The sequence below is a fragment of the Herbidospora sp. RD11066 genome, from assembly GCF_054661255.1.
The window spans coordinates 184646-206219 of sequence record NZ_BAAGDO010000011.1; the positions used below are offsets into that span (position 1 = coordinate 184646).

A 21574-nucleotide genomic window follows, 5' to 3' on the forward strand; every position below is an offset into this window, starting at 1 on the left:
CGAGCTGGAGATCTGCGACCGGGTCGGCATTCCGCACAGCGAGTTCCTGCGCTGGGACTCCGACGATCGTGACAAGGCGGTCGCGTTCCACCTGCGCCGTCGATCCGAATGCCCTTCCTGCCGCACCCGGGCCGAGGAGTGGGACGAGGCGCGCGGTGGCCACCGCAACAAGTACGTGGCCGACGAAATCCAGTGCCGAGGATGCGAGCAGATCCAGGCCAAGCGGGCGAGCCTGCGCAACGACGACCGGCGTGGCGTCCACGTGATCCTCCGCCGAAACCGAAACCTGCTCCACGACGGGGGGTGACATGTCGGGCACCATGGTCCGTGACCTGCGGGCGAACCTCAGTCTGGCCGCGGACGCGGACGCGTTCGATCGAGAGATCGCGCGGCTTCGCGAGGACGCGCCGCGCAAGGCGGACGGCATCGCCGGCGCGTTCTCCCGGTCGTTCTCCTCCAAGCTGGCCTCCGCGTTCCGGTCGCTGCCCCGGGCGGAGATCACCGCAGATTCGACCGACGCGGAAATCAAGATCCAAACGCTCCGCACGGCCCTGCGGGAGCTGTCCGACAAGCGCATCGGGCTCGACATCGATGCGACCACGGCGCTCGCCGAAATGTCCGCGATCAAGGCCGAGCTGGCCAGCGTCGCCGAGACGGCCGACATCGACGTACGGGCGGACGTGTCCCGGGCCCTGGCCGCCCTGGCCGTGGTCGAGCGGGAAGTGGAGAAGCTCGACGGCCAGACCGCCACCGTCGACGTCGACGTGTCCGGCGCCCCCGAGGCCGTCGCCAAAGTGGGCCTGCTCGACGCGGCGCTGACGACCCTGAAGTCGGCCGGTCCGTTGAAGGTCGCCGCGGTGGCCGGCGCCATAGCCGCCCTGCCCATCGTGGCGACCGCCGCGGCGGGCGGCGTCACCCTGACGCTGGGCGGGGCCCTGGTCGGTCTGGGCCTGCTCGCCTCCAAGGGCTCCACCACCGCGCAGACCGCGATCACGCGGCTCAGGCAGGTGGCCAAGGAAGAGGCGCGGCTGCTCGGCGTCCCATTCGAGCAGGTCTGGGTCACGATCGTGGCCGTCGCCGAGCGCGAGATGCGCAACCTGTCTCCCGCCGTACGGGCGGCGCTGGCCGACGTCGCGCCCGATGTCGAGTCCTTCGTCGACCAGACGGGCGCCAGCCTGTCCGAGCTCGAACCTGTGTTCGGTGCGGTGCAGCGTGCTCTCTCCGCCGTGCTGCGCGAGCTCGGCCCGCGAATGCCAGAGATCATGGCCACTCTGGCGCTGGCGGTCGCCGAGGTGACAGCTGCGGTCGAGGAGAACCCGCAGGCCGTGGTAGCCCTCGTCGAAGGTCTGGCTGACCTGGCCAGATCGACTGGCGAGCTGGTCGGGGAGCTGACCAGGCTGGCGGGCTGGCTGGAGGAGAACCAGGGCGTGGTGGAGTACCTGGCCGCCTCGCTCGGTTACCTGCACCCCGCCCTGGGCGGGGTCCGCTTCCAGGCCAGCGAGGTGACCAAAGAGACGACGGGCATGACCCAGGCCACCCAGGGCGCCGTGCAGGCGACCGCAGTGCTGGATGAGACCCTGCTCGGCCTGGCCAGGACCTACGGCATCGTGGAGGAAGACGCCGAGCAAGCGGTCCAGGCCGCCAAGGCGATGATCGACTCGTGGGCGCAGGGGTTCGCGGGCGCCGTCTCCTGGACGGGGGCGATCCAGGACATCGAGTCGGCGACGCAGGCCAGCACCGCGTCGGCACAGCAGAACGCGCAGCGCCAGGAGGCGGCGACCGAACGGCTGGCCCAGGTGCAGGAGGCCGGCAAGGAGAAGATCACCCGGGCGCAGCGCGAGGTGACGGCCGCGCACCAGCGGGCCGCCGACCAGGTGGTGGCCGCGCAGGAGCGACAGCGCAGCAGCCAGGAATCGCTGGCCTCGACCGTTGAGCAGGCAGCCCGCCGGGAGGCGGACGCGGTCCAGAGCGTGGAAGATGCCCGCCGCCGCAGCGCCGACCAGGCCGAGGAATCCGGCCGCGCGATCGAAGCGGCCGCGCAGCGGGCGGCCGACGCGCACGCCGACGCGGCCGACCAGATAGCCGACGCCGAGGCTCGGGAGCGGGACAGCCACGCCCGCACCGCAGCGGCTGTGGAGGACCTCGCCGAGGCGCGAGAGCGCGCCGCACGCGAGCAGCGTGAGCAGCTGGACGACCTGGCCGCCGCGCAAGCCGATAGCGCCTTCGATGAGAGGGGCGCGCAGCTCGCGATTGAGCGCGCCCGGGAACGCATGAACGAAGTGAACGCCGATCCGGAGGCGTCATCTCTCGATCGGCAGGAAGCGCAGTACGCGTTCGAGCGGGCCACGCGGCGTCTGACCGAGTTGCAGCAACGCAATCGGGAGCTGGGTGAGGAGATCGCCCGGGTCAGCGCCGAAGGGGTCGAGGGCAGCGCCGCTGTCATCTCGGCGAAGGAGCGGATCGCGTCAGCTCAGCGGGAGGAGCAGGAGGCGGAGGAGGCGCTGGCCCGGCAGCGGCAGGAGAGCGCCCGGTCGGTGGCGGACGCGGAGTCGGCCTTGGCCGAGGCCCGCCGCGCGGCCGCCCGCCAGCAGGAGGACTCCGAGCGTTCCCTGGCCCGGGTCGAGGCCGAGCTGAACCAGATCCGGATCGACGGCGCTCGCGACGTGCTGAAGGCCAAGCGAGAGGTCGAGGCGGCCGAGAAGGCGACCGCCCGAGTCGTGAAGGAGGCGGCGGCCGAGGTCCGGGAGGCCGAGGACGGGTTGCGGCAGACGCGCCGCGAGGTGGCCCGCGACACCGTCAAAGCCAACGAGGACGTGCGCCAGTCCTGGGTTGAGCTGGGCTCGACCGTGAGCATCACGACGGCGCAGTACCTGCGCGAGCTGGAGCGGCAGGTCAGGGATCAGGAGAAGTGGGCGGAGAACCTGGTCGCGCTGGCGGGTCGGGTGCCGGATGAGATGCTGCGGGAGCTCGCCGAGCTGGGGCCGGGCGGAGCACGGGTGGTCGCGCTGGCGACCGAGATGTCCGACGCCGAGCTGCAGAAGTTCATCAGCCTGCACGGCCGATCCGGCAAGGATGCCGGCGAGACGTTCGCACGGAACCTGGCCGAGGCTGGGCCGGTGCTGCGGGCGATCGCCCAGCAGCACGGGCAGGAGATCGCCGACCGGGTGCGCGACGGCATGGACGGCGGGCGAAACAACGTGTTCCTGGCGGCTCAGCGCATCGGTGTGGAGGTGAAGCGCGGGATCGACGGCACCTACAACGTGAAGGTCGGTGTAGACCCCGGGCCCGCGTACGGGGTGCTGAACCAGCTCCTGCGGGACATCGGCGCCATCAACGCCAACATCAGCGTGGGCGTCTTGAAGACCGGCGCGGACGGCTACGTCACCATGGCGGACGGCGCGGTCGTGCAGGCCTTTGCGGGCGGAACGGAGAACCACATCGCGCAGATCGCCCCCGCCGGAGCGTGGCGGGTCTGGGCCGAGGACGAGACCGGCGGCGAAGCGTACATTCCGCTCGCGATGAGCAAGCGGCCCCGCTCGGAAGCGATCCTCGCCGACGTCGCCGAAAGGTTCGGCGGCGCGTTCGTCAAGTACGCCACTGCGGGAATGCCGGTCGGCGGTGGAGACGGCGCATCACTCGGCGGGATGGTCTACGTCGGCTCGATCAACCTCAACAACTACTTCGCCGACGACCGCGACATGTACCAGAAGGGCCGGGACGCCGCCGCCGGGCTCAGGGAGTACATACGGCTTGGAGGGGTGCTGCCGACGTGAGTCTGCCGACCCGTACCGTTGAGGTGCAGTTCCGCCCCGCCATCTGGGAAGACGTCACGCCCTACCTGTTGGCCCCGGCATCGGTACAGCGAGGTGCCGTCCGGGTCGATTCGCCGATCATCCGTTACGAGCCCGGCAAGGCCACGATCCGGCTGAACAACTCCGACCGCAGGTTCGACCCAACCCACCTGAGCGGACCGCATACGTTCCTCGGTGAGACGCATGTGCTGCCGATGAAGCCGATCCGGCTCCGAGCCGAATGGGACTCCGTCACCTACGACCTGTTCCGGGGCTTCGTCGACCAGTGGGATGTCAGCTGGTTCGAGCCCAACTACTCGATCACGACGGTCCCGGCGACCGACGCGTTCAAGGTTTTGCGGAACCGGAAGAGATCTGCTGTGACACCGGTCGGCGCGGGAGAAGACTCGGGCGCCCGGGTCACCCGGATCCTCGATTCGGTCGGCTGGTCGGCTGGCCTTCGGCTCATCTCCACGGGCGACAGCACTCTGCAGGCGACGACCTTGGAGGGCGATGCCCTCGACGAGCTACAGGCCGTCGCCGAGTCCGAGATCGGCGAACTGTTTGTCGATGCGGCCGGGCAGGTCCGATTCCGAAATCGGCGCGCCACTCTCACAGAGTCCAGGTCCAACACGGTCCAGTTCACGTTCGGCGGCTCGCCCGGCTCGCCGCAGCCGTACACAGCGCGTCTTAACACCGACGATGCGACTTTGTGGAATGAGGTCCGAGCCCAGCGTGTGGGTGGCACGGAACAGGTGGTGGGCGACACCGCGAGTCAGACCGCGTTCCTGCCCCGCACTTTTCCGAAGAACAACCTCCTTGTGCAGACCGACACGGAGACGCGGGATTGGGCGGGCTGGATCCTCTATGTGAGCAAGAACCCCGAGGTGCGGTTCGACTCGATTGAAATTCACGCCCACGCGGACCCGGACACGCTCTTCCCGGTGGTCCTGGGCGGGGAGATCGGGGACCGGATCAAGATCATTAAGCACCCTCCCGGGGGTGGTTTTCAGATCGAGGGCGAGCTGTTCATTCGTGGCATCTCCCACGACATTCAGCAGGCGACCTGGATTACCACGTGGTACCTGCAGAGCGCAGCCAAGTACGGGAGTTTCCTGGTCCTGGGTCACGTGGACTTGGGCAGGCTGAACATGAACGCTTTGGCGTATTAGGGGGACGGCCGTGTTCATTCACAACCGCGCCATCCATGGGATTCTGAATGAGAATCGAGTGGGCCAGTAATGGTATTCCTGCCTCCTTTTCTGTCAGGCGATATCCTATCGGCAAGCGATATGAACGCGATGCCGAGAATGGACTGGGTGGTTAAAACCGCCGACGAATCCGTTACGTCAAGCGGAAGCGTTCAAAGCGACGACCACCTTTTCATTAGCGTCGGAGTCAACAGTCGATACGCCGTCGACGGCCTGATCATCTACGAGGCCCACACCACGGGCGATTTCATGTTCGGCTGGCTCGCTCCCTCGGGAGCCACCTTCGGCTGGCTCGTCGACGTCGGCGACCCCGCCGGCACCAGCACCTACATGGCGGTGGCGCGCCAATGGACCACGGGGGCAGGCGTTGTCACCGCGCCCGGACTGGGCGCGGGCGCGCTGCTGACCTTTCCGGTGCGCGGGCTCCTCACCACCGCCGGGTCGTCCGGCAGCCTGCAATTCCGATGGGGGCAAGGGACGAGCCACGCCACGCCGACGATCGTCAGAGCAGGCAGCTTCCTGCGCCTCCACAAGATCGCGTGAAGGGGGCCTTCGTGCCGCACATCTTCAAACAGGGCTTCCCGGCAGGCACCTCGCACCACGAGGCGATCGCCATCACGACCGAGGCCGCGCAGCAGTTCGTCGGCGACGGCGAGCAGGTCCTGGTGGCCGAGGTGATGGAGCAGAGCCCCGAGCACGAGGAAGCAGGCGAATACCTCGTCCGCGTCACGATAGGCGACCCCAACGGCGGCGCCGAGACTCCGCCGGGAGCGTAGTTGGACTGGCTCGCCGGCATCCCGTGGGGCGGATCCCTCATCGCCCTGGGCGTGGGCCTGATCGTCTCCGCGTTCGGCCTGGTGATTCGAGGGCACCTGATCCCCAAGTCGCATCACGACCAGCTCATGGCGGCCGCGATGAAGAGAGGCGACGAGAAGGCGGCCGAGGCGGCCGAGTTCCGGGCGGCGTGGCTGGCGGCCGAGACCGCCCGTCGCGAGCAGGGCGGGCAGGTGTCGACGCTCCTGGAGTACGCGCGGGTGACCGACGGGGTGATGCGCGCCCTCTACGGCCGCGCCCTGGGCGAGCTCCCGCCGGACCTCCGCGAGGAGAGTGGCGATGTGGTTCCGTAGACGCCAGCGCGGCCGAGACCCAGAACCCGCCGAGACCCCGGGCCTGCAAGAGGCGCGGCAGGCCCGCGAAGGTGCCGAGGCGACGCTCGGCGAAGTCCGCGACCTGTGGCCCGACGTGAACGAGCTCGCCGACCGGATGCGCGAGTACACCCGCCGCAACGGCATCAGCCGACTGTTCGACGAGGCGCTGGGAGGTGGCCATGATCGAGACCGTCGGTAGCGCGCTGATCGTCTTGTTCGCCGTCCTGGGCAACGCCTGCGCCCTCGTCTACGGGCTCGGCTTCCGCTGGTGGCGGAGCGGCTACGGCCGCCACATGCTCGCCTTCATGGGCGCCCTCGCTGTGATCATCGACGTATGGGTGGCCCGCCTGCTGCTCGGCGAATGGTCCTGGTATCCGGAGCTGAGGCTGGCAGCCTTCGCCCTGCTCCCGATCGTCACCGGCTGGCGGCTGGCCATCCTGCTGCGCGCACTGCCCGCCGAGCTGCGCGAGCGCCGGGCCGAGCGCGCCCACCGTCCCCGGCCGTAGACCTCGGCCGACTCTCCAACTCCAGAACGGAGGGCTGCCGCATGCCCTGGCTCACCCAGCTCGCCGACGTCGCACGGCGTACCGGCTTCGAGGTGGTCGAGGAACCCGGCTGGCGTACCCGTGGCCACGGCGAGATGTTCCCGATCCAGGGCGTGGTGTGTCACCACACCGCCGGATGGAACGACTTGCACGTGGTGCGGGACGGCCGCCCCAGCCTGGACGGCCCGCTGAGCCAGTTCTGGCTCAGCCGCCACGCGGTGATCCACGTCGTCGCGGCGGGCAAGTCCTGGCAGAACGCGCCGTCGACCTCACGCCACCACCAGAACAGCAACTCGATCGGCATCGAGGCGGAGAACGACGGCCGCACGCCGTGGCCCGCCGACCAACTGCGCGCCTTCAAGGCCTTGTCGGCCGAGCTCTGCCTCGAGTTCGGCCTGACCGCTTCACGGGTGTGCGGCCACAAGGAGGTCAACACCGGCAAGGTCGACCCCCACTCGCTCGACATGCACAAGTTCCGGGTCGACGTGGCCCACCTGATGGCGAACGGAGCAGACGACATGCCCCCACCGAAGGAGCTCTGGAACTACGAGCTCAAGGTCCCCTACGGCGACAAGGACAACCCGACCTGGCAGGCCGGCAACGTGCTGGTCAACCACGGCAACTGGCTCCGCAAGATCAGCTCCCAGCTGGACGCGGCCCGCGTCCGCGAGGAAGCCCAGACCGCCGTCATCCGCGAGCTGGCCGCCGCGATCGGCGCGGCCGGCACCGTCGACGTCGACGCGCTCCTGGACCGGATCGAGGCGGCCCTGGACCGGGTCAAGGTCCGGGTCTCCATCGAGCCCGACCCGGAGGCGTGACCCCGATGAATCGCCTCCTGGCCCTCGCGGCCGCCGCCGTGATGTTCCTATCCGCCCTGGTCCCGGTCGGCGCCGCGGTGGCCAGACAGGCCAGCGCCGTACCGCCGCCACCCGTGACCGTGCTCGGCGTGTGCATCGACCTCGGCACCGGCGACTGGCGCCAGCTGGAGCGCCGGAAACTAATCCGTTCCCAGCACGGCGCGTGCCTCGACGACGAGACCAAAGCTCTGGTCCCCACCCAGACCGGCCGCGCGGTGGAGAAGCTGGTCGAGCGTTACCCCGGCCAGACCAAGACCTGCATCCTGGCGGCGCGTACCGCCAAGTCCGCCGTCTACGACTGCGTGTGGTCGGCGCCCAGCCCCTCGCCGTCTCCCTCACCCGCGTCCTGATCGCGGCCCCCTCTGTCCGGCGGCCTCTCCGTGGCCACGCCCCATTCCATGGCCTGCCGGGTGCCCCCTCCCTCCGAAAGATCATGAGGTGATCTCATGTTGGCCAACTTCATCAAGCGCCAGCCCCTGCTCGCTCGGCTGATCGTCGCCATCGCGGTGGTCGCGGTCGTCCGCGTGCTCAACCTGCTCGGCTGGGTGCCCGCCGACTGGGTGGTCGACGAACAGGACGTCCAAGAGTGGCTGGCCTACGCGGCCGGAGTCTGGGCGTTCTGGAGTGCCCGCCGCAAGGTGACCCCGGTGGCCGCGCCCCAGGACAACGCCGGCCGCCGCCTCATTCCGGAAACCTTCGGGACGGCCCGCCGGTAGGCTGCCGCAAGGACTCCCATTAGGGGACGTACAGGGACGGGTAGACCAGCCCCCGCCCGTGGCGGTTGTGCTGGCGGGCTGCCACAGCCCCGACGTGGCTCCCTGTCCCCACCCACAGAAAGTCCCGGCGGCTGCACCACGGCCGGGCCGCCGAGACGCGAACGCCCCGCTCCTCCTTCGGGAGGAGCGGGGCGTTTCGTTGTGTTCTGGGCCGGGTGTCAGGACCGTCGAAACACGGGGAAGGCCGTGTGGACACCTATCTCGTTGGACGTGACCTCCCAGAAGCGCAGTACCCAGCCCGCTTTCTCGACCGCGTCGATCCCGGCACCCCACCAGGCAACTGAGCCATGCGACCATTCCTCAGCCTCGCTGCCGAGGCGGGGGGTGTAGGTGGAGGCACTGCTCGCCCAAGCGGAGCGAGCTTCCTGCCTCAGAACTTCGATCCGCGCTGAGCTCATTGAACACCTCGTGAAGACGTCGAGAGGAAGCCTGCGTAGGACGGCCAAGTTGCCCGACCGGTTGTCCGTTGCGCCAAGGTACGCCCGGGTACAGCGTGTACCCGGGCGTCTTCGCAGATCAGGCAGCCACGCCAGCGAGGACCGCTCGGACGGCTGCCGCCTTGGCCTGGCCCACGCCGAGAACGGCCTTGAGATCACGGATCGTTGGCACTCGCTCGGGTGCGGCCGCGGTTCGCCGGGGCATCGCCAGGCGTTTGCGTACCCGGTGCTCGGGCCCGCCGGGTACACCGTGGCGCACGTCGGGTACAGCGCGGGCCGCGCTGAGCGCGGTACGCAGGGTGGCGATCATGGTCTCAGCTTCGGCCGCCTCGGCCGACCGGCACTCGGCCGTCATGTCCGCCCGCCGCTTCTCCTTCTTGGCGAGCAGCAGCGCTTCATCATGGGCGGTCTGGAGCGCGTTCATCTCGCGCACCCGGGCGGGTACGTAGGGGACGCGGGCGAGGTCGAGCAGTTGCATGAGCGCGGCCGCGGCGGCCGCCTCGACCGCGAGCAGGAGCCCGGCCGCCGCGGCGATGTGCCACCAGGTGGTCATGAGCACCACGGCGCCGGCCGTGACCGGCAGCAGGGCCAGGCCGACGGCGACGATCGCGACGAGGCGCGCAGACCTGCGGCGCCGCGCAATGTCAGGGTCTAGGGTTTCCATTGGTTCGCTCGTCTCTGTCCTGTGGAGATGGGCTGAGCAAGGCCCCGGGCGGACGTGACAGCGTCGCCGGGGCCGCTCTATTTCGGGGGCAGCGTACTGCCGGGAAAGGCCGTGGTGCGGGACTCCTCGCCAAAGGAGCAACCTTCCCGCACCACGGCCCGGCCCGCCACGTCCGGCTCAGAGTGGCGGGACCGGCAAGGCCAACCTGGTGGTGGGTGCTTTCGGACCCTTCGAGGAGGCTGACCCTGCCGGGCCGTGCATGGCCATGGCGTCGACAGACACCACCACAGCCCGCCCGCCGCGTGTTGAGCGAACGCGGCGGGACGGCAGGGCAGCTTGGCTGACAGGCCTCAATGCTGCCCTGCCGGTCTCGCAAGGCCGCAGCGCCGGCTCTCCCTCAAGAACGACGCCACGGCCCGTTGAAGCCCCGCCCGCCGAAGGACGAGAACCCGAAGCGGGCGGGGGGCTAACAAGCCGGGGTACCCGGTGCCGCACCTGGCACCCCGGCCTGGTCTAGAAGAGGGTGACGCGGCGGCTGTAGATCCCGTTCAGGCGCCAGCCGTCCTTCTCCAGTTCCGTCACCCGGGCCAGAGCCCATGCCCTGACGTTTGCAGGCCTGTTCACCGGCCGGTCTCCGATGTCGGACCGGCTCTCAACGATCCTCTTCTCGGTGACGACGATCGTGAGGGTGACCGGCTCGCCATCGTCGCCCTTACCCGTGAGGATCATCCGGCCCTCAAGCCCCTCTGAGCCGTCGGGAAGATGGCCGTGCAGATCGACTGTGTACGCCATCAGACCGATTCCCGTCCGTGCCGCCGAGGGCCGGGCACCCACTCGGGGGTGTCCACCCTGTAAAGCTCCTTGGCCAGGTCGTGCAAGCTCACCGCCGACAGGGTGTTGACCGCGTCGGTGAGAACCCGCTGCCGCATCGCCCACCATCGGAGAGGGCCCTCGCCGGTGGGGCCACACCCCTGCCAGACCCGCCAGGCCGGATACCTCTCTTCGAGCTCGACTCGACCCCAATGCCGACCCTCGATTTGATCCAGTTCGGCCCGCCGCCACTCATTGACCACCGTCACGCTCGGACCATACAACCAAACGTATGCTCTGCTCCAGTACTTGTACGTGATAGCCCATGCACAAGTAGCGCGACAATGGGCCTAGTACCCAGACTTCTAGCGTTTGTATGTGCTCGACCGTGAGGGGCCAGTGCGGCTGTTTAGGCAGGTGGCGGACATACTCCGCGCCAAAATTCGGGACGGAGAACTGGTCCCGGGAAACTTGGTGCCCAGCGAGGCCTCGTTGCAGGCCGAGTACGGCATCGCTCGGGCGACAGCCCGTCGTGCGATTCGGGAGCTCCGCGAGGCCGGACTGGTCTACTCCCGGCAGGGGGAGGGGACCTTCGTCGGTCCGGAAGATGCAGCGCGCACAGCCCGCGGCAACTGGACCTACCAGAGGATCGCCGCCGAACTGGCCGAGGACATCCAGGCCGGAACCTATCGACCCAACCGGCCGATCCCCAGCGAGGCGCATTTGAGCCAGCGGTTCGAATGCGCGAAAGGCACGGTTCGGCAGGCCCTCGCCTTGATGCGTGAGCAGGGCTGGGTCTACACCCTTCCCCAGCAAGGCACTTACGTGTCTGAGCCCCGGAACTGGCCATCGAACTAGAGAGAAGTTCTGTAGGTACGTGCTGACGGTCCCTATGTGGGGACATCAGAACGCAGTGACGTCGCTACGTAGGGTGCCAGACCATGGCGAGGCGACGGAGAATCGATCATGGCTTGGATCGCCCTGCGTACAAGCAGTTGGCCGACTTTATTCGGGCGGACATCGAGAGCGGCAAGCTGGAACCGGGTGCCCGTCTCCCCAGTGAGCTCGACCTCATGCAGGAGCTCGACCTCTCCCGGAACACCGTGCGCCAGGCCTTCGCGCACCTTCGAACTGAGGGCGCGATCGTGACGGGGCCACGCGGGTCGTTCGTGCGGGGCGACGATCCGCGACGGGAGATCACTCCGTCGGGCGCGTTGGTTACGGCGAGGATGCCGACCGAGGCCGAGCGTCGGCAGTTGGCGATCGGGCAGGGCATACCGATCTTGGTGATCACGACGGCCGAGGGCGAGGAACTGCTGCCGGCTGACCGCTTCGCGATCCGCGTTAAGGCGGGGGAGTGACGGCGGCGGGGAGACCCTGGGGAGAATCTGGGGAGAAAAGATCTTGAGCGGGGAGAAGCGAGACTCGCCGACATTCATCGAGATTCACCAAGGCGCATCGTGTGACCAGCGGTTCCCTTGATCGTCCAGGTCGGCGCTTTCGTCTGGCCTCGTTCACACCGAAGAGGTCACTGGTTCGATCCCAGTATCGCCCACTCTGGAGAGGGAGACCTGTGGTCAGCGGCTTTGCCGCTTTCCCCGGGTCTCCTTCGTCGTTTACCCGGGGGACGACCCCCCGAACCCCCCGATGCGAAGGGGCTTTCGCCCCCTCGCGCTCCCCCTGGCCGCTTCGCGTCCCGGCGTCGCGTTCCGCTCCGGGGCGCTTCGCTTGTAGCGAAGGGCTCCGCCCCTCGCGCTCCCTGGTCGGGCCTCGCTTCGCTCGAGGGTGCTCGCTTCGCTCGGCGATCACATTGCTTCGCATCACACGCTGGGTCTTCATACCGTTGACGCGCTCCCTACACATGTGACCGTTGATGACGGACTCACACGCGATGTCGGAGCCGCCAGGTTCTACGATCACTTGGCCCAGACACGCGGTTTCTAGCACCGGATCGTCACGGGCCGTCCTGCCACGTCTCACGCTCGTCACGTTGGACGTCTCTTGACGTTCCAGGGGTTGTAGCCGCTGACCAGTGGGCTGCGGGCAATTGGATCCGGGCCTGTCGGCATCCCGATGGATTGCAGAATATGAGCTAAGAGTGCTTGTCCGTGCACTCATAGGTATGGCGACGGGGAAGATGCATCGAACTGCCTTCTGGCCTGCGCAGCGCACTCCTCCTGGGCGGCGATAGCCGCGGTCAGTTCCCCATGGTCGTCCGCGTCGACGGTGCGTTCGGCGCCGGCCGCCAGCTCTTCGTTAGAGAAGGCCGTCAGGCGGGTGGCCCAAAAACGACCCGCGTCGCTGACGAAGGCACACCAGCCGGGTATCTGCCGAATGCTCCTAGACTGTGCCAAGAATCGCACCTCCGATGTGCGGTCGAGCGACCCGTTGAGCGCGCCCCCGCTCGTGGGTCCCGTTGCGTTTAGCTGGTTCTCCATCACATCCCTATGCGCGCATGCGGCGTCAGGGAGAGTGGGGGAAACTGAGGGAGACAAGCGGACTCCACGACTTCCGGAGGTGTGCGCGATGCGGGATGTGCCCGCCTGGGCCGCGAGGCTTCGGAGCGCGCGACGGGAACGGTTCTGGACGCAGCGCGAGATGGCCAAGCATCTTGCCGAGGCAGCCGACGAGAAGACGGCACTGCCGGAACGTGAATCACTGGTCCGGATGATCCGCGATTGGGAAGCCGGGAAGCACCAGCCCAAAGATCCTTACCGGCTGCTGTACTGCCGTGTGTTCTCCGTGTCGGAGGCTGAACTGTTCGAGGCTGATGGGGTAGAACCCAGCGGCCAGGACGACGAGATCGACGCTATGGATCTCGCTCGTCGAGCAAGCGCGAGTGATGTAGGCCGCGAGACCATCGAACGTCTCGAAGCCGCTGTGGACGAGCTGGCGGTTGCCTACCCAACAACCCCGCCTGCCGAGCTACTTCAGCGCGTCCGCGTTCATCTGAGCTATGTCGCGCGGCTGCTCGACGTGAAGACCACGCTTGCTGAGCGTCGGCAACTTCTGGTTGTGGGCGGATGGCTTTCTCTGCTGGCCGCCACGTGCCATATCGACCTGCGTCAGTTCAGTGCCGGGACGGCTCGACTCGTCACCGCCGGCCAGCTTGCCAAGCAGGCCGATCATGCGGAGATCGCCGCATGGTGCCTGGAGACCGACGCGTGGCAGGCCGTCACGGTGGGGGACTACCGGCGAGCGTTGCCCCTTACCCAGGCCGCTCAAGCCATCGCCCCACGCGCGAGTTCCGCGTACATCCAGGCAACGGCGCAGGAAGGCCGAGTCTGGGCACGGCTCGGGGAAGTACGCGAAACCCGCGATGCGCTCGACCGCCTGTCGCGGCTGGTTTCACCGCTGTCGACGCCCGACAACCCTGAGCATCACTACCGCTATGACCCGGCGAAGAGCGACGCGTACGTGGCGACGACACTTTCATGGCTCGGGGACTCGGCAGCGGTGCCTTATGCACGACGGGTTCTCGCTCGCATGGAGTCGCCTGCTGACGGCCCTGTACGGCCGCGTAGGGCTGTGGCTGCGCGTTTGGATTTGGCATTGGCGCTGCTAGCCGTCGATCAATCCGAGGAGGCTGGCGAATTGGCTCTAGCCGCAATTACGAGTGGGCTCCTTGTGCCGTCCAATTACTGGCGAGCGCGCGAAGTCGTCGCTGAGATCGACAATCGTCGAATACCTGAAGCCGTCCAGCTTCGAGAGGCGTACCGCGAGCTGTGTCGGGTCGCAGATCAGCCTGATTAAGCCTTTATGCCTCCGGCAGGACGCCAGCTCCGGGAGTGGTGGCATGCAAGAGTTCGGACAATATGAGCGGTTGGCTGTCCCGCCTCCCGTCGCCCAGGACAAGCCAGCAGAACGGTCACACGGGGTCAAGGCAGAATATACGCCCAAAATGACCAACGCAGCCTTGACCCCGCGTATCCGGCCCGCTCACTCAGGGAGACGACGGCAGACGGGACAGCAGGTGAGGATGCGGGCGAGAATGCCTAGATGCAGGTTTGTTATTTTATGCAGACACCTGTAAACCGAGCATCCAAGAGATTAGATGCTGCATCAACTCGACTCTGCCATGGCCGGAAGAGTCAGATGCTACTAAGTCCAGCGATTCTGAAAAGAAGCGCCCTCGGCGAGGGTTGAGTAGGGTAATCCGAGTAACCTCAAATCCGGATGCATAATACATTGCCGCATATGTTAATGTCTGGCGAAAATCGAGTGCCCGGAATGCTCGAGTGACTGCCTTTACTTCAATGAGCTCACTACCTGAAATAATGTCGGCAGTAGCTGCATCGACAACGCCGCAACCGGGAACGCGATGCAAAAATAGTGCATTTGAGTTAACGGCAGAATATCGTTGAATAGCGGCACATAGTTGAATGGCTTCTTGCCACTCGGTACGGGACAACGTGTCAAGATCGGCATCGCCGTGTACGAGGTCAGTTATAAAAGCTCGTGCATGTCCTTCAACTCCGAATGGAGGCGCTGTAGAGCCATCGTATGCCATCGAGGCAAGGCGGAAAGCTACTTCGGATATGAGGGAGTTGCGTTGGACATTCGGACCACTTGATACGGGTCGACCAAGTGAATTTTGATGAGTGTTTGACCATCGGACTACCTGCTCCATAGTTGGGGCTACTTGACGCCAAATGGATGAGTGTCTCGCGAAATGATTGGCGGAGATCAAATGGGAACCTTCCAGCTGGAACTTTGACTACGATCTGCCATCCAGTCTTTCACAATGTGATCGAATGGCCTTAATCCATTGCTCACCGCGCGGCGCCAGTGTTGACCTTCGTCGCCTAATGAAAAAGATGCGACAATAAATGCTCGACGTAGCCAAGGATGGGCCGAACTAATAGAGCTTTTTTGATCACTTAGCCACGGTGTAACCCCCCATCTCGCCATCGCTAAAATAATGTCTCTACGAAGGGTGAGGGCAGGAAAGCTTTCGAAACCATGTGCAGTGTTGAATAGCCGATTGAAGAGGAACTCGTTCTCCATGGATTGGCTGCCCGCTAACACGCGTATCATGTAAGCCAAATTAAGATCGATGTTCGCTATGGGAGATGAATCTATGAGATCTCGAACTCTTCGGTGTACTTCCAGCGTAAACTCAGTATCTTCGGAACCGTCCAAAAAGTGCCGAGTCGCCTGCATGACCTGCGGAATTACAGGGCTCAGCGTTTCGATATTATCCAAGAGCGACAGAACGGCGCGCTGTCGCGGTTCCGGCTCCATGTATTCGATCGCCCCAATCAGGCGTTTTGTGAGAGCCGTGTGAATGCGCCCCTTGGTAAGTTCGCTGCGTAGGAGACCCAAAATATCGAACTGAGCTAACTGGCCTTTGAGGGTTTCGTAATCCTGGTCGGCTGTATCCGAGTAGGGATCGTAGTGAATGTGTAGACCTAGAAATTTAGATGCACTACCAGCGGGCGGATTTGGGGGGTCCAGAATGGAAAGGTATTCCGATGATGTCATTATTCGGGTTTTACTTTTTTGGAGAGATAGACCTTCGTTTCTCAAGAGCTTTTCTGATATGAATCCGAGGGTCCTGTGGGCCGTTTGTGTGTCGTTGACGAAGAAACGGTAGTCGTCCGCGTATCGACAGAAGGCCCCGATTCGCGGTTCAGCCATTAGTAGGTAGTCAACGCTGTTGAGAACGAGCTCGGACATAATGCGTGCAGCGGGACCACCCACGGGGAGGCCGTAGGATGTGTTGTTTGATAGGCGCTTAAGAATCTCCATAATATGCTTTGTTCTAGTGGCTCCTGGATCGATTCGACGTAAGCCATTTTCGAGTCGATGATGATAGACGCGAGAGTAGAAATCTGCGATATCAACGGATACCACATAGGCGTGATTTTCGGCTTGTAGCCGAGTCTCAGTCTGAAACTGGCGCCAGCCATCCCTATTGAAGAGGCTTGCGTCTCCATTGGGCTGATAGCGATATGAGAATACATTGCGCTCGGCAGTGGGTCTTCGACGATCCTCAATCGCTGGGGCAAGGGATACGGCTAGGCTCAGTAGGTAGGCGTTCCACATTGGGTCAATCTGCGTGACCCACCGAAACCCTGTATAGCCAACAGGTGACAAAGTTGAATAGAAATGCACGGGATCGTCGTCTATGAAAGCGTTAAAGTCTTTGGCGATTTTCTCAATTAGCTCGACAATGGCGCTTTCCTTGTCGCGCATAATATGATTATCGATCGGAAAGGGTAAGACGTCAGTGTCGCCCCAGGTTGCAATATTCTGGACTGCGCGCCGAATTGTGGGTCGATCAATTAGGGCCATTGTTCGCCTTGTGCTCGCTCTGTATCAAAGGTTCTACCGTACCTAACTTCGCGTCGTTCGTTCTGTCGCTTGTGCATCGATTTCATTTCAAAGCTTCGGAGGAATTGGAGGGGGCGACGCCCCAAAGTTTCGCAGCGCGCTTCCTGTGACTGTTGGACGGGGGTAGCACTAGACGATGGAGACGCTGGTCTGGCTGTTCGCCGAGAATCACCGGCGTGTGCACCGGATGATGTGGGACTCTTAGCTGCCGCTCTCTGGCCCATCCCCTCGTAAGCGGGCGATGGGAGAAGTATTGGCGCTCGGCTATGGCAGCGCGGGCGGGCAGATCTTCCCCGCGATTGAGTGACCAAGTGAGTGACGTTGTGAACCGTCAGCGGACAATGCCGGACGGTTGGCCCGGGTCAGGTTTCTTAGAGTGCCATGAAGCATCAAGGCTTGCGATGCTTCACACCGAAGAGGTGACTGGTTCGATCCCAGTATCGCCCTCTCTGGAGAGGAGACCTGTGGCCAGCGGCTTTGCCGCTTTCCCCGGGTCTCTTTCGTCGTTTACCCGGGGGCAACCCCCCGATGCGACGGGGCTTTCGCCCTCTCGCGCTCCCCTTGGCCGCTTTCGCGTCCGGCGTCGCTTTCGCTCCGGGTCGCTTGCGCTCTTAGCGAAGGGCTCCGCCCTTCGCGCTCCCTGCGGGCCTCGCTTCGCTCGAGGGTGCTCGCTTCGCTTCGCTCGCATGCCGAATCTCATTGGCGAAGGGCTCCTAACGCTCACAGCCGATAGAGCTTCATTCGCGGGCGGTCCGAATGACGACTCATATCGAGCGGGCAGGACGACCACTCTGAGTCCCGGGTCCAGCACCAACTGCAGGGGGCGCTAACCGATTCGCGTTTGGCAGCGCATATCGAAGCGGAGCGCCAGCCTCTATTTCGAAGTCGGCTTCCCGATGAGGTCCCGGACGCCAGTGGCAGGAGCCCGTGCCGGTCCCGTCCGGGTGCTGGAGAAGCTTGCCACCATGTCGCCTCACCGCCGACCACGTCGGGACGTCCTATACGACAGGGTGTGCCTCAGGCCTGCGGTTCTACTGCTGACGACCCGGGATTGGCGTTACGTGACGCGGTTGGTCTGGTACGCCCACATGGCGAGTTCCACGCGGTTGCGGGCTCCCAGCTTGGTCATCAGGCCGGTGAGGTGGAACTTGACCGTGCTCATGCTGATGTGGAGGTCCCGTGCGATCTCCGCGTTCGTCCGGCCTCGGGCGACCTCGGCCAATACGGCCTCCTCCCGGTCGGTCAAGGGCTGGACCGGCTGGGGCGGTGCGGTGGTGGGGCCGCCGGTGGCGAACGTGGCGAGGAGTCTGCCGGTGATGGTCGGGTCGATGAGGGCGTCGCCCTGGACGGCGGCGTGGATCGCCTGGACCAGCTGGTCCGGATCGGCGCCCTTGAGGAGGAAGCCGCGGGCTCCCGCCTTGAGGGCTCCGTAGATGTACTCGTCGGTGTCGAAAGTGGTGATCACTACTACGGCGATGGGATCGGCGATCTCTGGGCCGGCGAGCAGGCGGGTGGCTTCGATGCCGTCCAGCACCGGCATCCGGATGTCGAACAGGCACACGTCCGGACGTAGGCGGCGGGCCAGGGTGACGGCTTCGCGGCCGTCGGCGGCTTGGGCGATCACTTCGATGCCTGGTTGGCCGTTCAGGATCGTCGACAGGCCTGCTCGGACGATGCCCTGGTCGTCGGCGATGAGGACGCGGATGGTCATGGCGTGGGGCCTCGGCGGGGGAGGACGGCCCGGACTTCCCAGCCGCGATCCGGGTTCGGGCCTGCGGTGAGGGTGCCGCCCAGCAGCGTGATCCGTTCGGTCATGCCTACCAGGCCGAATCCGGGCGGGACGGCGGCGGAGGCGATGCGGGTGCCGTCGTCGCTGACCGTCAGGCGCACGTCGGTGGTGCCGCCGGTCACCTCCACCCTGACCCGGGTCGCCTGGTGGGCGTGGCGCTGGGCGTTGGTGATCGACTCCTGGGTCACGCGGTAGAGGGCGGCCTCGACGGCCGGTGGGAGGTTCGTCAGGTCGCCGTGGAGTTCGACGTCGATGCGTAAGGCTTCGGCGGCGATGGCTTCGATGTCGGCGATCCGGCGCTGGGGGACCAGCGGGGGTTGCCCGCGGCGGTCGCGTAGCGCGCTGACCATCGTGCGCATCTCGGCGAGTGCCCGGGCGGCCTCGCGGTCGATGGTTTCGAGGGCTTCGGTCGCTCCGTTCAGGGAGGACGACCTTGCCAGGAACAGGCCCGCTTGTGCTTGGATCGCGATCGCAGAGACGTGGTGGGCCACGGTGTCGTGCAGCTCCCGGGCCAGCTGTTCGCGTTCCTGGAGCTTGGCCTGCACGATCTGCTGGTCGCGGGCGATGGTCCGGTAACGTGCCAGGGCTCCCAGGGTGGCGGCGAAGAGCACGATGCCGATCGCGGCGGTGGTCTCGGCGAAGCCGGGGAAGTCGACGCCGATGATGGCGGCCAGGGTCACCGCGATGACCGCCAGGCCGATGGCGGCGTCGCGACCGGTCCGCCGGCGCAGGAGCGAGTAGGCCAGGACGAGCACCACCCATCCGCTGTACAGGTCCACCGGTTCGGTTCCCATGGCGAACGCGGCGACGTCCAGGATCGCGAACCCGCCGAAGGCGAACACCACGGCGGGCAGCGGATGGGTCCGCCGGACCAGCGCCGCGAGTGCCAGGCCGCATCCGAACGCGACGGCCACCGGTCGCCAGGCCAGGTCTCGGAAGGTCGCTTCGAAGACGACCGCGGTCAGCACCGGCGCGGCGAGGGCCCAGTCGTGCCAGGTGTACAGGCGTAGTGCGGCCCACGACGTCGTTGCGGCGTTCGGCACGACTGACACGGTAGCGAGCGGGTGTGCTCCGCGGATCCGCCACACGGCCGGTCTCTTCCCTGGCCGATGGGACAGGGAGGCGTCGGCCACACGACTCGGGCGCCTGGTCGCGGGTGCGGCCGACACTGGGAGCCCGGCTACCAGGAGACGACTTGTGAGCAGAACTCAGGCCATCGAACTCATCGACACCAAGACCGATGTCAAGGTCGTGCTCTGCGGCTTGTGGATCGCGGTGCTGTTCGTGTTCGCGTACGTCGACATCTTCGCCTTCTACCGCGCCGATGTGATCAACGGGGTGCTCGCGGGAGAGGTGTCCGGCCCCGGGTTCACGATCGACCAGCGGTTCCTCACGCTCACGACGCTGTACATCGTGGTCGCGGTGTTGATGACCGTCGTCTCGCTGCTCTCCCGAGCGCGGGTCAACCGGATCGCCAACATTGTGGTCAGCCTGTTCTATGTGCTGACCGCGAGCGCCTCGCTCATCGGCGAGACGTGGCTCTACTACATCGCGGGGACCCTGATCGAGGTGGCGCTCCTGCTGGTCATCATCCGGGTCGCCTGGAGGTGGCCGACGACGGACGCGCCCTGAGGGAGCATGTCCTCGTGCCCCCCTGTCTCGATGTGTACGTATGGATCGGCGACCCCCGGCCGCACATGCTTGACCGATTCGTCGCCGCGTACGTCAACGTGGACGACCCCGGTTTCGATGTGCGCGTGCTCGACGAACTTCGGTCCGAGGGTGGTGGGTTCACGTTGTACCTCAGGAGCCGCGACCACTCCTACGCGATCATCACGTTCACCGATGAGGGCGCCCTTGTGCTCGGGCTCAGTGTCGAGGACGACGGCGATCTCGGCCTGACGTCGCGCCGGGCCGGAGAACTGCTCGATGTCCTGCGGGCGGAGTTCTCCGCCGCGGCCGGGCTCGCCGGAGTGGAGTTGCCGCCGCCGCGGAGCCGTGCCGAATGGGACGACGACGGCATGGTGCTGCTCCGCGTGGGGGCGCCGCCGTCAGTGGGTGAGGACCCGGTCGGCCGGTAGCGTGACCGTGAACGTGGCTCCCTCGCCGGGGACGCTGCGTACGGTCAGCATTCCGTTGTGGTCGTCCACGACCTCCTTCACGAGGGCCAGGCCGAGGCCGAAGCCCCGGCTCTCCGTCACGCCCCGGTCGAAGAGCCTCACCGGGTTCCCCGGGTTGAGGCCGGCGCCGTCGTCCGCCACGGTCAGTCTCACCAGGTCGTCCGTCGTCGACAGGATGATTTTGATGTGGCCGCCGGGGCCCGTGTGGGTCAGGGCGTTGTCGACCAGGGCCGACAGGACCCGGCGCAGGGCGGTTTCGGTGCCGCTCACCACGGTCGGGCCGTTCGCGCGGTGGACCTCGATGGCGACGCCGCGGGACTCGGCGCGGACCGATTCGGCGTCGGCCAGTTGTTCGGCCAGGAGGGCCAGGTCGACGGGGCGTCTCAGCCGGTCGCGGAGGAGCAGGTCTTCGACGACCTCGCCGAGTTCGCGGGTGCCGGTGACCAGTTTGTCGACGTCCTCCATGGGGAGTTCGCCGCGTTTCAGGCGGATGGCCACCAGCTGGGCTCTCGTGTGCAGGCGGGCCAGGGGGGTGCGGAGTTCGTGGCTGACGTCCTCGGTGAAGCGGCGCTGGCGGGCCAGGGCCTCGCCCAGCGGGGCGATGGCGCGGCGGGCGGTCAGGTGGCCGATTCCGGCGGCGGCGATCAGGGCGGCCAGTTCGGCGACGATCAGGGTGTGCAGGAGGCGGCGGCGTTCGGAGGCCTGGTAGCGGAGGTCCAGGGCGGCCTGGCGGATGACGTCGCCGCGGTGTTCGGTGCGGACCATGTAGTCGAGGCCGCCGATCTCGATGCGGTCGACCCTGGCGCCGCCGTCGCGGGTGACGGCTCTGACGGGGGTACGCCACGGGAACGCCTCGGGCGTTCCTGGGGAGGTCACGACGGATTCGCCCCTGATCTCCACCAGCCACAGGCAGGGCGGGGGATGGGTCACGACGGCGCGTTCGATGGCCAGGTCGAGTTCGCGGCGGGCGGCGGAGTCCTGCTGGCCGGTCATCACGCCGTAGACGAGGGCACCCATGATCAGCAGCAGGACGGCGATGGCACCGGCCACTCTGACCGTCACCCGGTGCCTGGCCCGGGCGAGCATGGCG

23 protein-coding genes are annotated in these 21574 nt (G+C 66.1%); 15 read left to right on the top strand and 8 right to left on the bottom strand.

The features are described 5' to 3' along the window. The first annotated feature begins 308 nt into the window (after nucleotides 1–308). From ACYQ78_RS33715 to ACYQ78_RS33760, 10 genes are all read left to right on the top strand, one after another. Nucleotides 309–3773 carry a hypothetical protein gene (locus ACYQ78_RS33715; protein ID WP_459805008.1) on the top strand — a complete coding sequence of 1155 codons (3465 nt, stop codon included), beginning with the start codon at nucleotides 309–311 and terminating at the stop codon, nucleotides 3771–3773. Next, nucleotides 3770–4963 carry a hypothetical protein gene (locus tag ACYQ78_RS33720; RefSeq protein ID WP_459805009.1) on the top strand — a complete coding sequence of 398 codons (1194 nt, stop codon included), beginning with the start codon at nucleotides 3770–3772 and terminating at the stop codon, nucleotides 4961–4963. Before ACYQ78_RS33715 ends, ACYQ78_RS33720 begins: the two co-directional genes overlap by 4 nt. A 120-nt stretch (nucleotides 4964–5083) precedes the next feature. Continuing rightward, on the top strand, nucleotides 5084–5545 hold the full coding sequence (locus ACYQ78_RS33725; RefSeq protein WP_459805010.1) for a hypothetical protein: 462 nt from the start codon (nucleotides 5084–5086) through the stop codon (nucleotides 5543–5545). 11 nt (nucleotides 5546–5556) lie between these two features. Further along, entirely contained in the window at nucleotides 5557–5778 is a 222-nt protein-coding gene (locus tag ACYQ78_RS33730) for a hypothetical protein (RefSeq protein ID WP_459805011.1), read from the top strand. After that, nucleotides 5779–6129 (top strand): hypothetical protein, encoded by a 351-nt coding sequence (locus tag ACYQ78_RS33735; protein WP_459805012.1) that lies wholly within the window; start codon nucleotides 5779–5781, stop codon nucleotides 6127–6129. After that, on the top strand, nucleotides 6116–6349 hold the full coding sequence (locus tag ACYQ78_RS33740; protein WP_459805013.1) for a DUF7620 family protein: 234 nt from the start codon (nucleotides 6116–6118) through the stop codon (nucleotides 6347–6349). Before ACYQ78_RS33735 ends, ACYQ78_RS33740 begins: the two co-directional genes overlap by 14 nt. Beyond that, nucleotides 6330–6656, top strand: coding sequence for a putative phage holin (locus ACYQ78_RS33745; protein ID WP_459805014.1), 327 nt, complete (start codon nucleotides 6330–6332; stop codon nucleotides 6654–6656). The genes ACYQ78_RS33740 and ACYQ78_RS33745 overlap by 20 nt, the downstream gene beginning before the upstream one ends. A 41-nt stretch (nucleotides 6657–6697) precedes the next feature. Then, nucleotides 6698–7513, top strand: a complete 816-nt coding sequence (locus tag ACYQ78_RS33750; RefSeq protein ID WP_459805015.1) for a peptidoglycan recognition protein family protein — start codon at nucleotides 6698–6700, stop codon at nucleotides 7511–7513. 5 nt (nucleotides 7514–7518) lie between these two features. Then, complete coding sequence (locus ACYQ78_RS33755; RefSeq protein ID WP_459805016.1) at nucleotides 7519–7902, top strand: hypothetical protein; 384 nt, start codon at nucleotides 7519–7521, stop codon at nucleotides 7900–7902. A 96-nt stretch (nucleotides 7903–7998) separates the two neighbouring features. After that, the gene (locus ACYQ78_RS33760; protein ID WP_459805017.1) at nucleotides 7999–8268 is read left to right on the top strand and encodes a hypothetical protein; all 270 of its coding nucleotides are present in this window, start codon (nucleotides 7999–8001) and stop codon (nucleotides 8266–8268) included. Between the two features lie 576 nt (nucleotides 8269–8844). On the opposite strand, the gene ACYQ78_RS33765 is transcribed toward ACYQ78_RS33760, so the two are convergent. From ACYQ78_RS33765 to ACYQ78_RS33775, 3 genes are all read right to left on the bottom strand, one after another. Beyond that, on the bottom strand, nucleotides 8845–9429 hold the full coding sequence (locus ACYQ78_RS33765; protein WP_459805018.1) for a hypothetical protein: 585 nt from the start codon (nucleotides 9427–9429) through the stop codon (nucleotides 8845–8847). 513 nt (nucleotides 9430–9942) lie between these two features. Then, on the bottom strand, nucleotides 9943–10221 hold the full coding sequence (locus ACYQ78_RS33770) for a hypothetical protein (protein WP_459805019.1): 279 nt from the start codon (nucleotides 10219–10221) through the stop codon (nucleotides 9943–9945). Then, a complete protein-coding gene (locus ACYQ78_RS33775; protein ID WP_459805020.1) occupies nucleotides 10221–10508 on the bottom strand; it encodes a hypothetical protein in 288 nt (95 codons plus the stop codon). The genes ACYQ78_RS33770 and ACYQ78_RS33775 overlap by 1 nt, the downstream gene beginning before the upstream one ends. Before the next feature lie 109 nt (nucleotides 10509–10617). Between ACYQ78_RS33775 and ACYQ78_RS33780 the strand changes: the two genes are divergently transcribed. From ACYQ78_RS33780 to ACYQ78_RS33790, 3 genes are all read left to right on the top strand, one after another. Further along, entirely contained in the window at nucleotides 10618–11097 is a 480-nt protein-coding gene (locus tag ACYQ78_RS33780) for a GntR family transcriptional regulator (protein WP_459805021.1), read from the top strand. An 83-nt stretch (nucleotides 11098–11180) separates the two neighbouring features. Continuing rightward, a complete protein-coding gene (locus tag ACYQ78_RS33785) occupies nucleotides 11181–11600 on the top strand; it encodes a GntR family transcriptional regulator (protein WP_459805022.1) in 420 nt (139 codons plus the stop codon). 1165 nt (nucleotides 11601–12765) lie between these two features. After that, a complete protein-coding gene (locus ACYQ78_RS33790; protein WP_459805023.1) occupies nucleotides 12766–13992 on the top strand; it encodes a helix-turn-helix transcriptional regulator in 1227 nt (408 codons plus the stop codon). 262 nt (nucleotides 13993–14254) lie between these two features. Here the strand turns inward: ACYQ78_RS33790 and ACYQ78_RS33795 are convergent, their stop codons facing one another. From ACYQ78_RS33795 to ACYQ78_RS33810, 4 genes are all read right to left on the bottom strand, one after another. Then, nucleotides 14255–14749 (bottom strand): hypothetical protein, encoded by a 495-nt coding sequence (locus ACYQ78_RS33795; RefSeq protein ID WP_459805024.1) that lies wholly within the window; start codon nucleotides 14747–14749, stop codon nucleotides 14255–14257. Nucleotides 14750–14925: 176 nt separating this feature from the next. After that, nucleotides 14926–16437: an RNA-directed DNA polymerase gene (locus ACYQ78_RS33800; RefSeq protein WP_459805025.1), complete on the bottom strand. Its 1512-nt coding sequence runs from the start codon at nucleotides 16435–16437 to the stop codon at nucleotides 14926–14928. Between the two features lie 1195 nt (nucleotides 16438–17632). Beyond that, entirely contained in the window at nucleotides 17633–18286 is a 654-nt protein-coding gene (locus ACYQ78_RS33805) for a response regulator (protein ID WP_459805026.1), read from the bottom strand. Then, the gene (locus ACYQ78_RS33810) at nucleotides 18283–19407 is read right to left on the bottom strand and encodes a sensor histidine kinase (RefSeq protein WP_459805027.1); all 1125 of its coding nucleotides are present in this window, start codon (nucleotides 19405–19407) and stop codon (nucleotides 18283–18285) included. Before ACYQ78_RS33810 ends, ACYQ78_RS33805 begins: the two co-directional genes overlap by 4 nt. 154 nt (nucleotides 19408–19561) lie before the next feature. Here ACYQ78_RS33810 and ACYQ78_RS33815 point away from each other — a divergent pair, with 154 nt between their 5' ends. Beyond that, the gene (locus tag ACYQ78_RS33815; protein WP_459805028.1) at nucleotides 19562–19996 is read left to right on the top strand and encodes a DUF6326 family protein; all 435 of its coding nucleotides are present in this window, start codon (nucleotides 19562–19564) and stop codon (nucleotides 19994–19996) included. A gap of 65 nt (nucleotides 19997–20061) precedes the next feature. Continuing rightward, the gene (locus tag ACYQ78_RS33820) at nucleotides 20062–20445 is read left to right on the top strand and encodes a hypothetical protein (RefSeq protein WP_459805029.1); all 384 of its coding nucleotides are present in this window, start codon (nucleotides 20062–20064) and stop codon (nucleotides 20443–20445) included. Here the strand turns inward: ACYQ78_RS33820 and ACYQ78_RS33825 are convergent. Continuing rightward, complete coding sequence (locus tag ACYQ78_RS33825) at nucleotides 20416–21570, bottom strand: sensor histidine kinase (protein ID WP_459805081.1); 1155 nt, start codon at nucleotides 21568–21570, stop codon at nucleotides 20416–20418. The genes ACYQ78_RS33820 and ACYQ78_RS33825 overlap by 30 nt on opposite strands. Nucleotides 21571–21574: the final 4 nt, after the last annotated feature.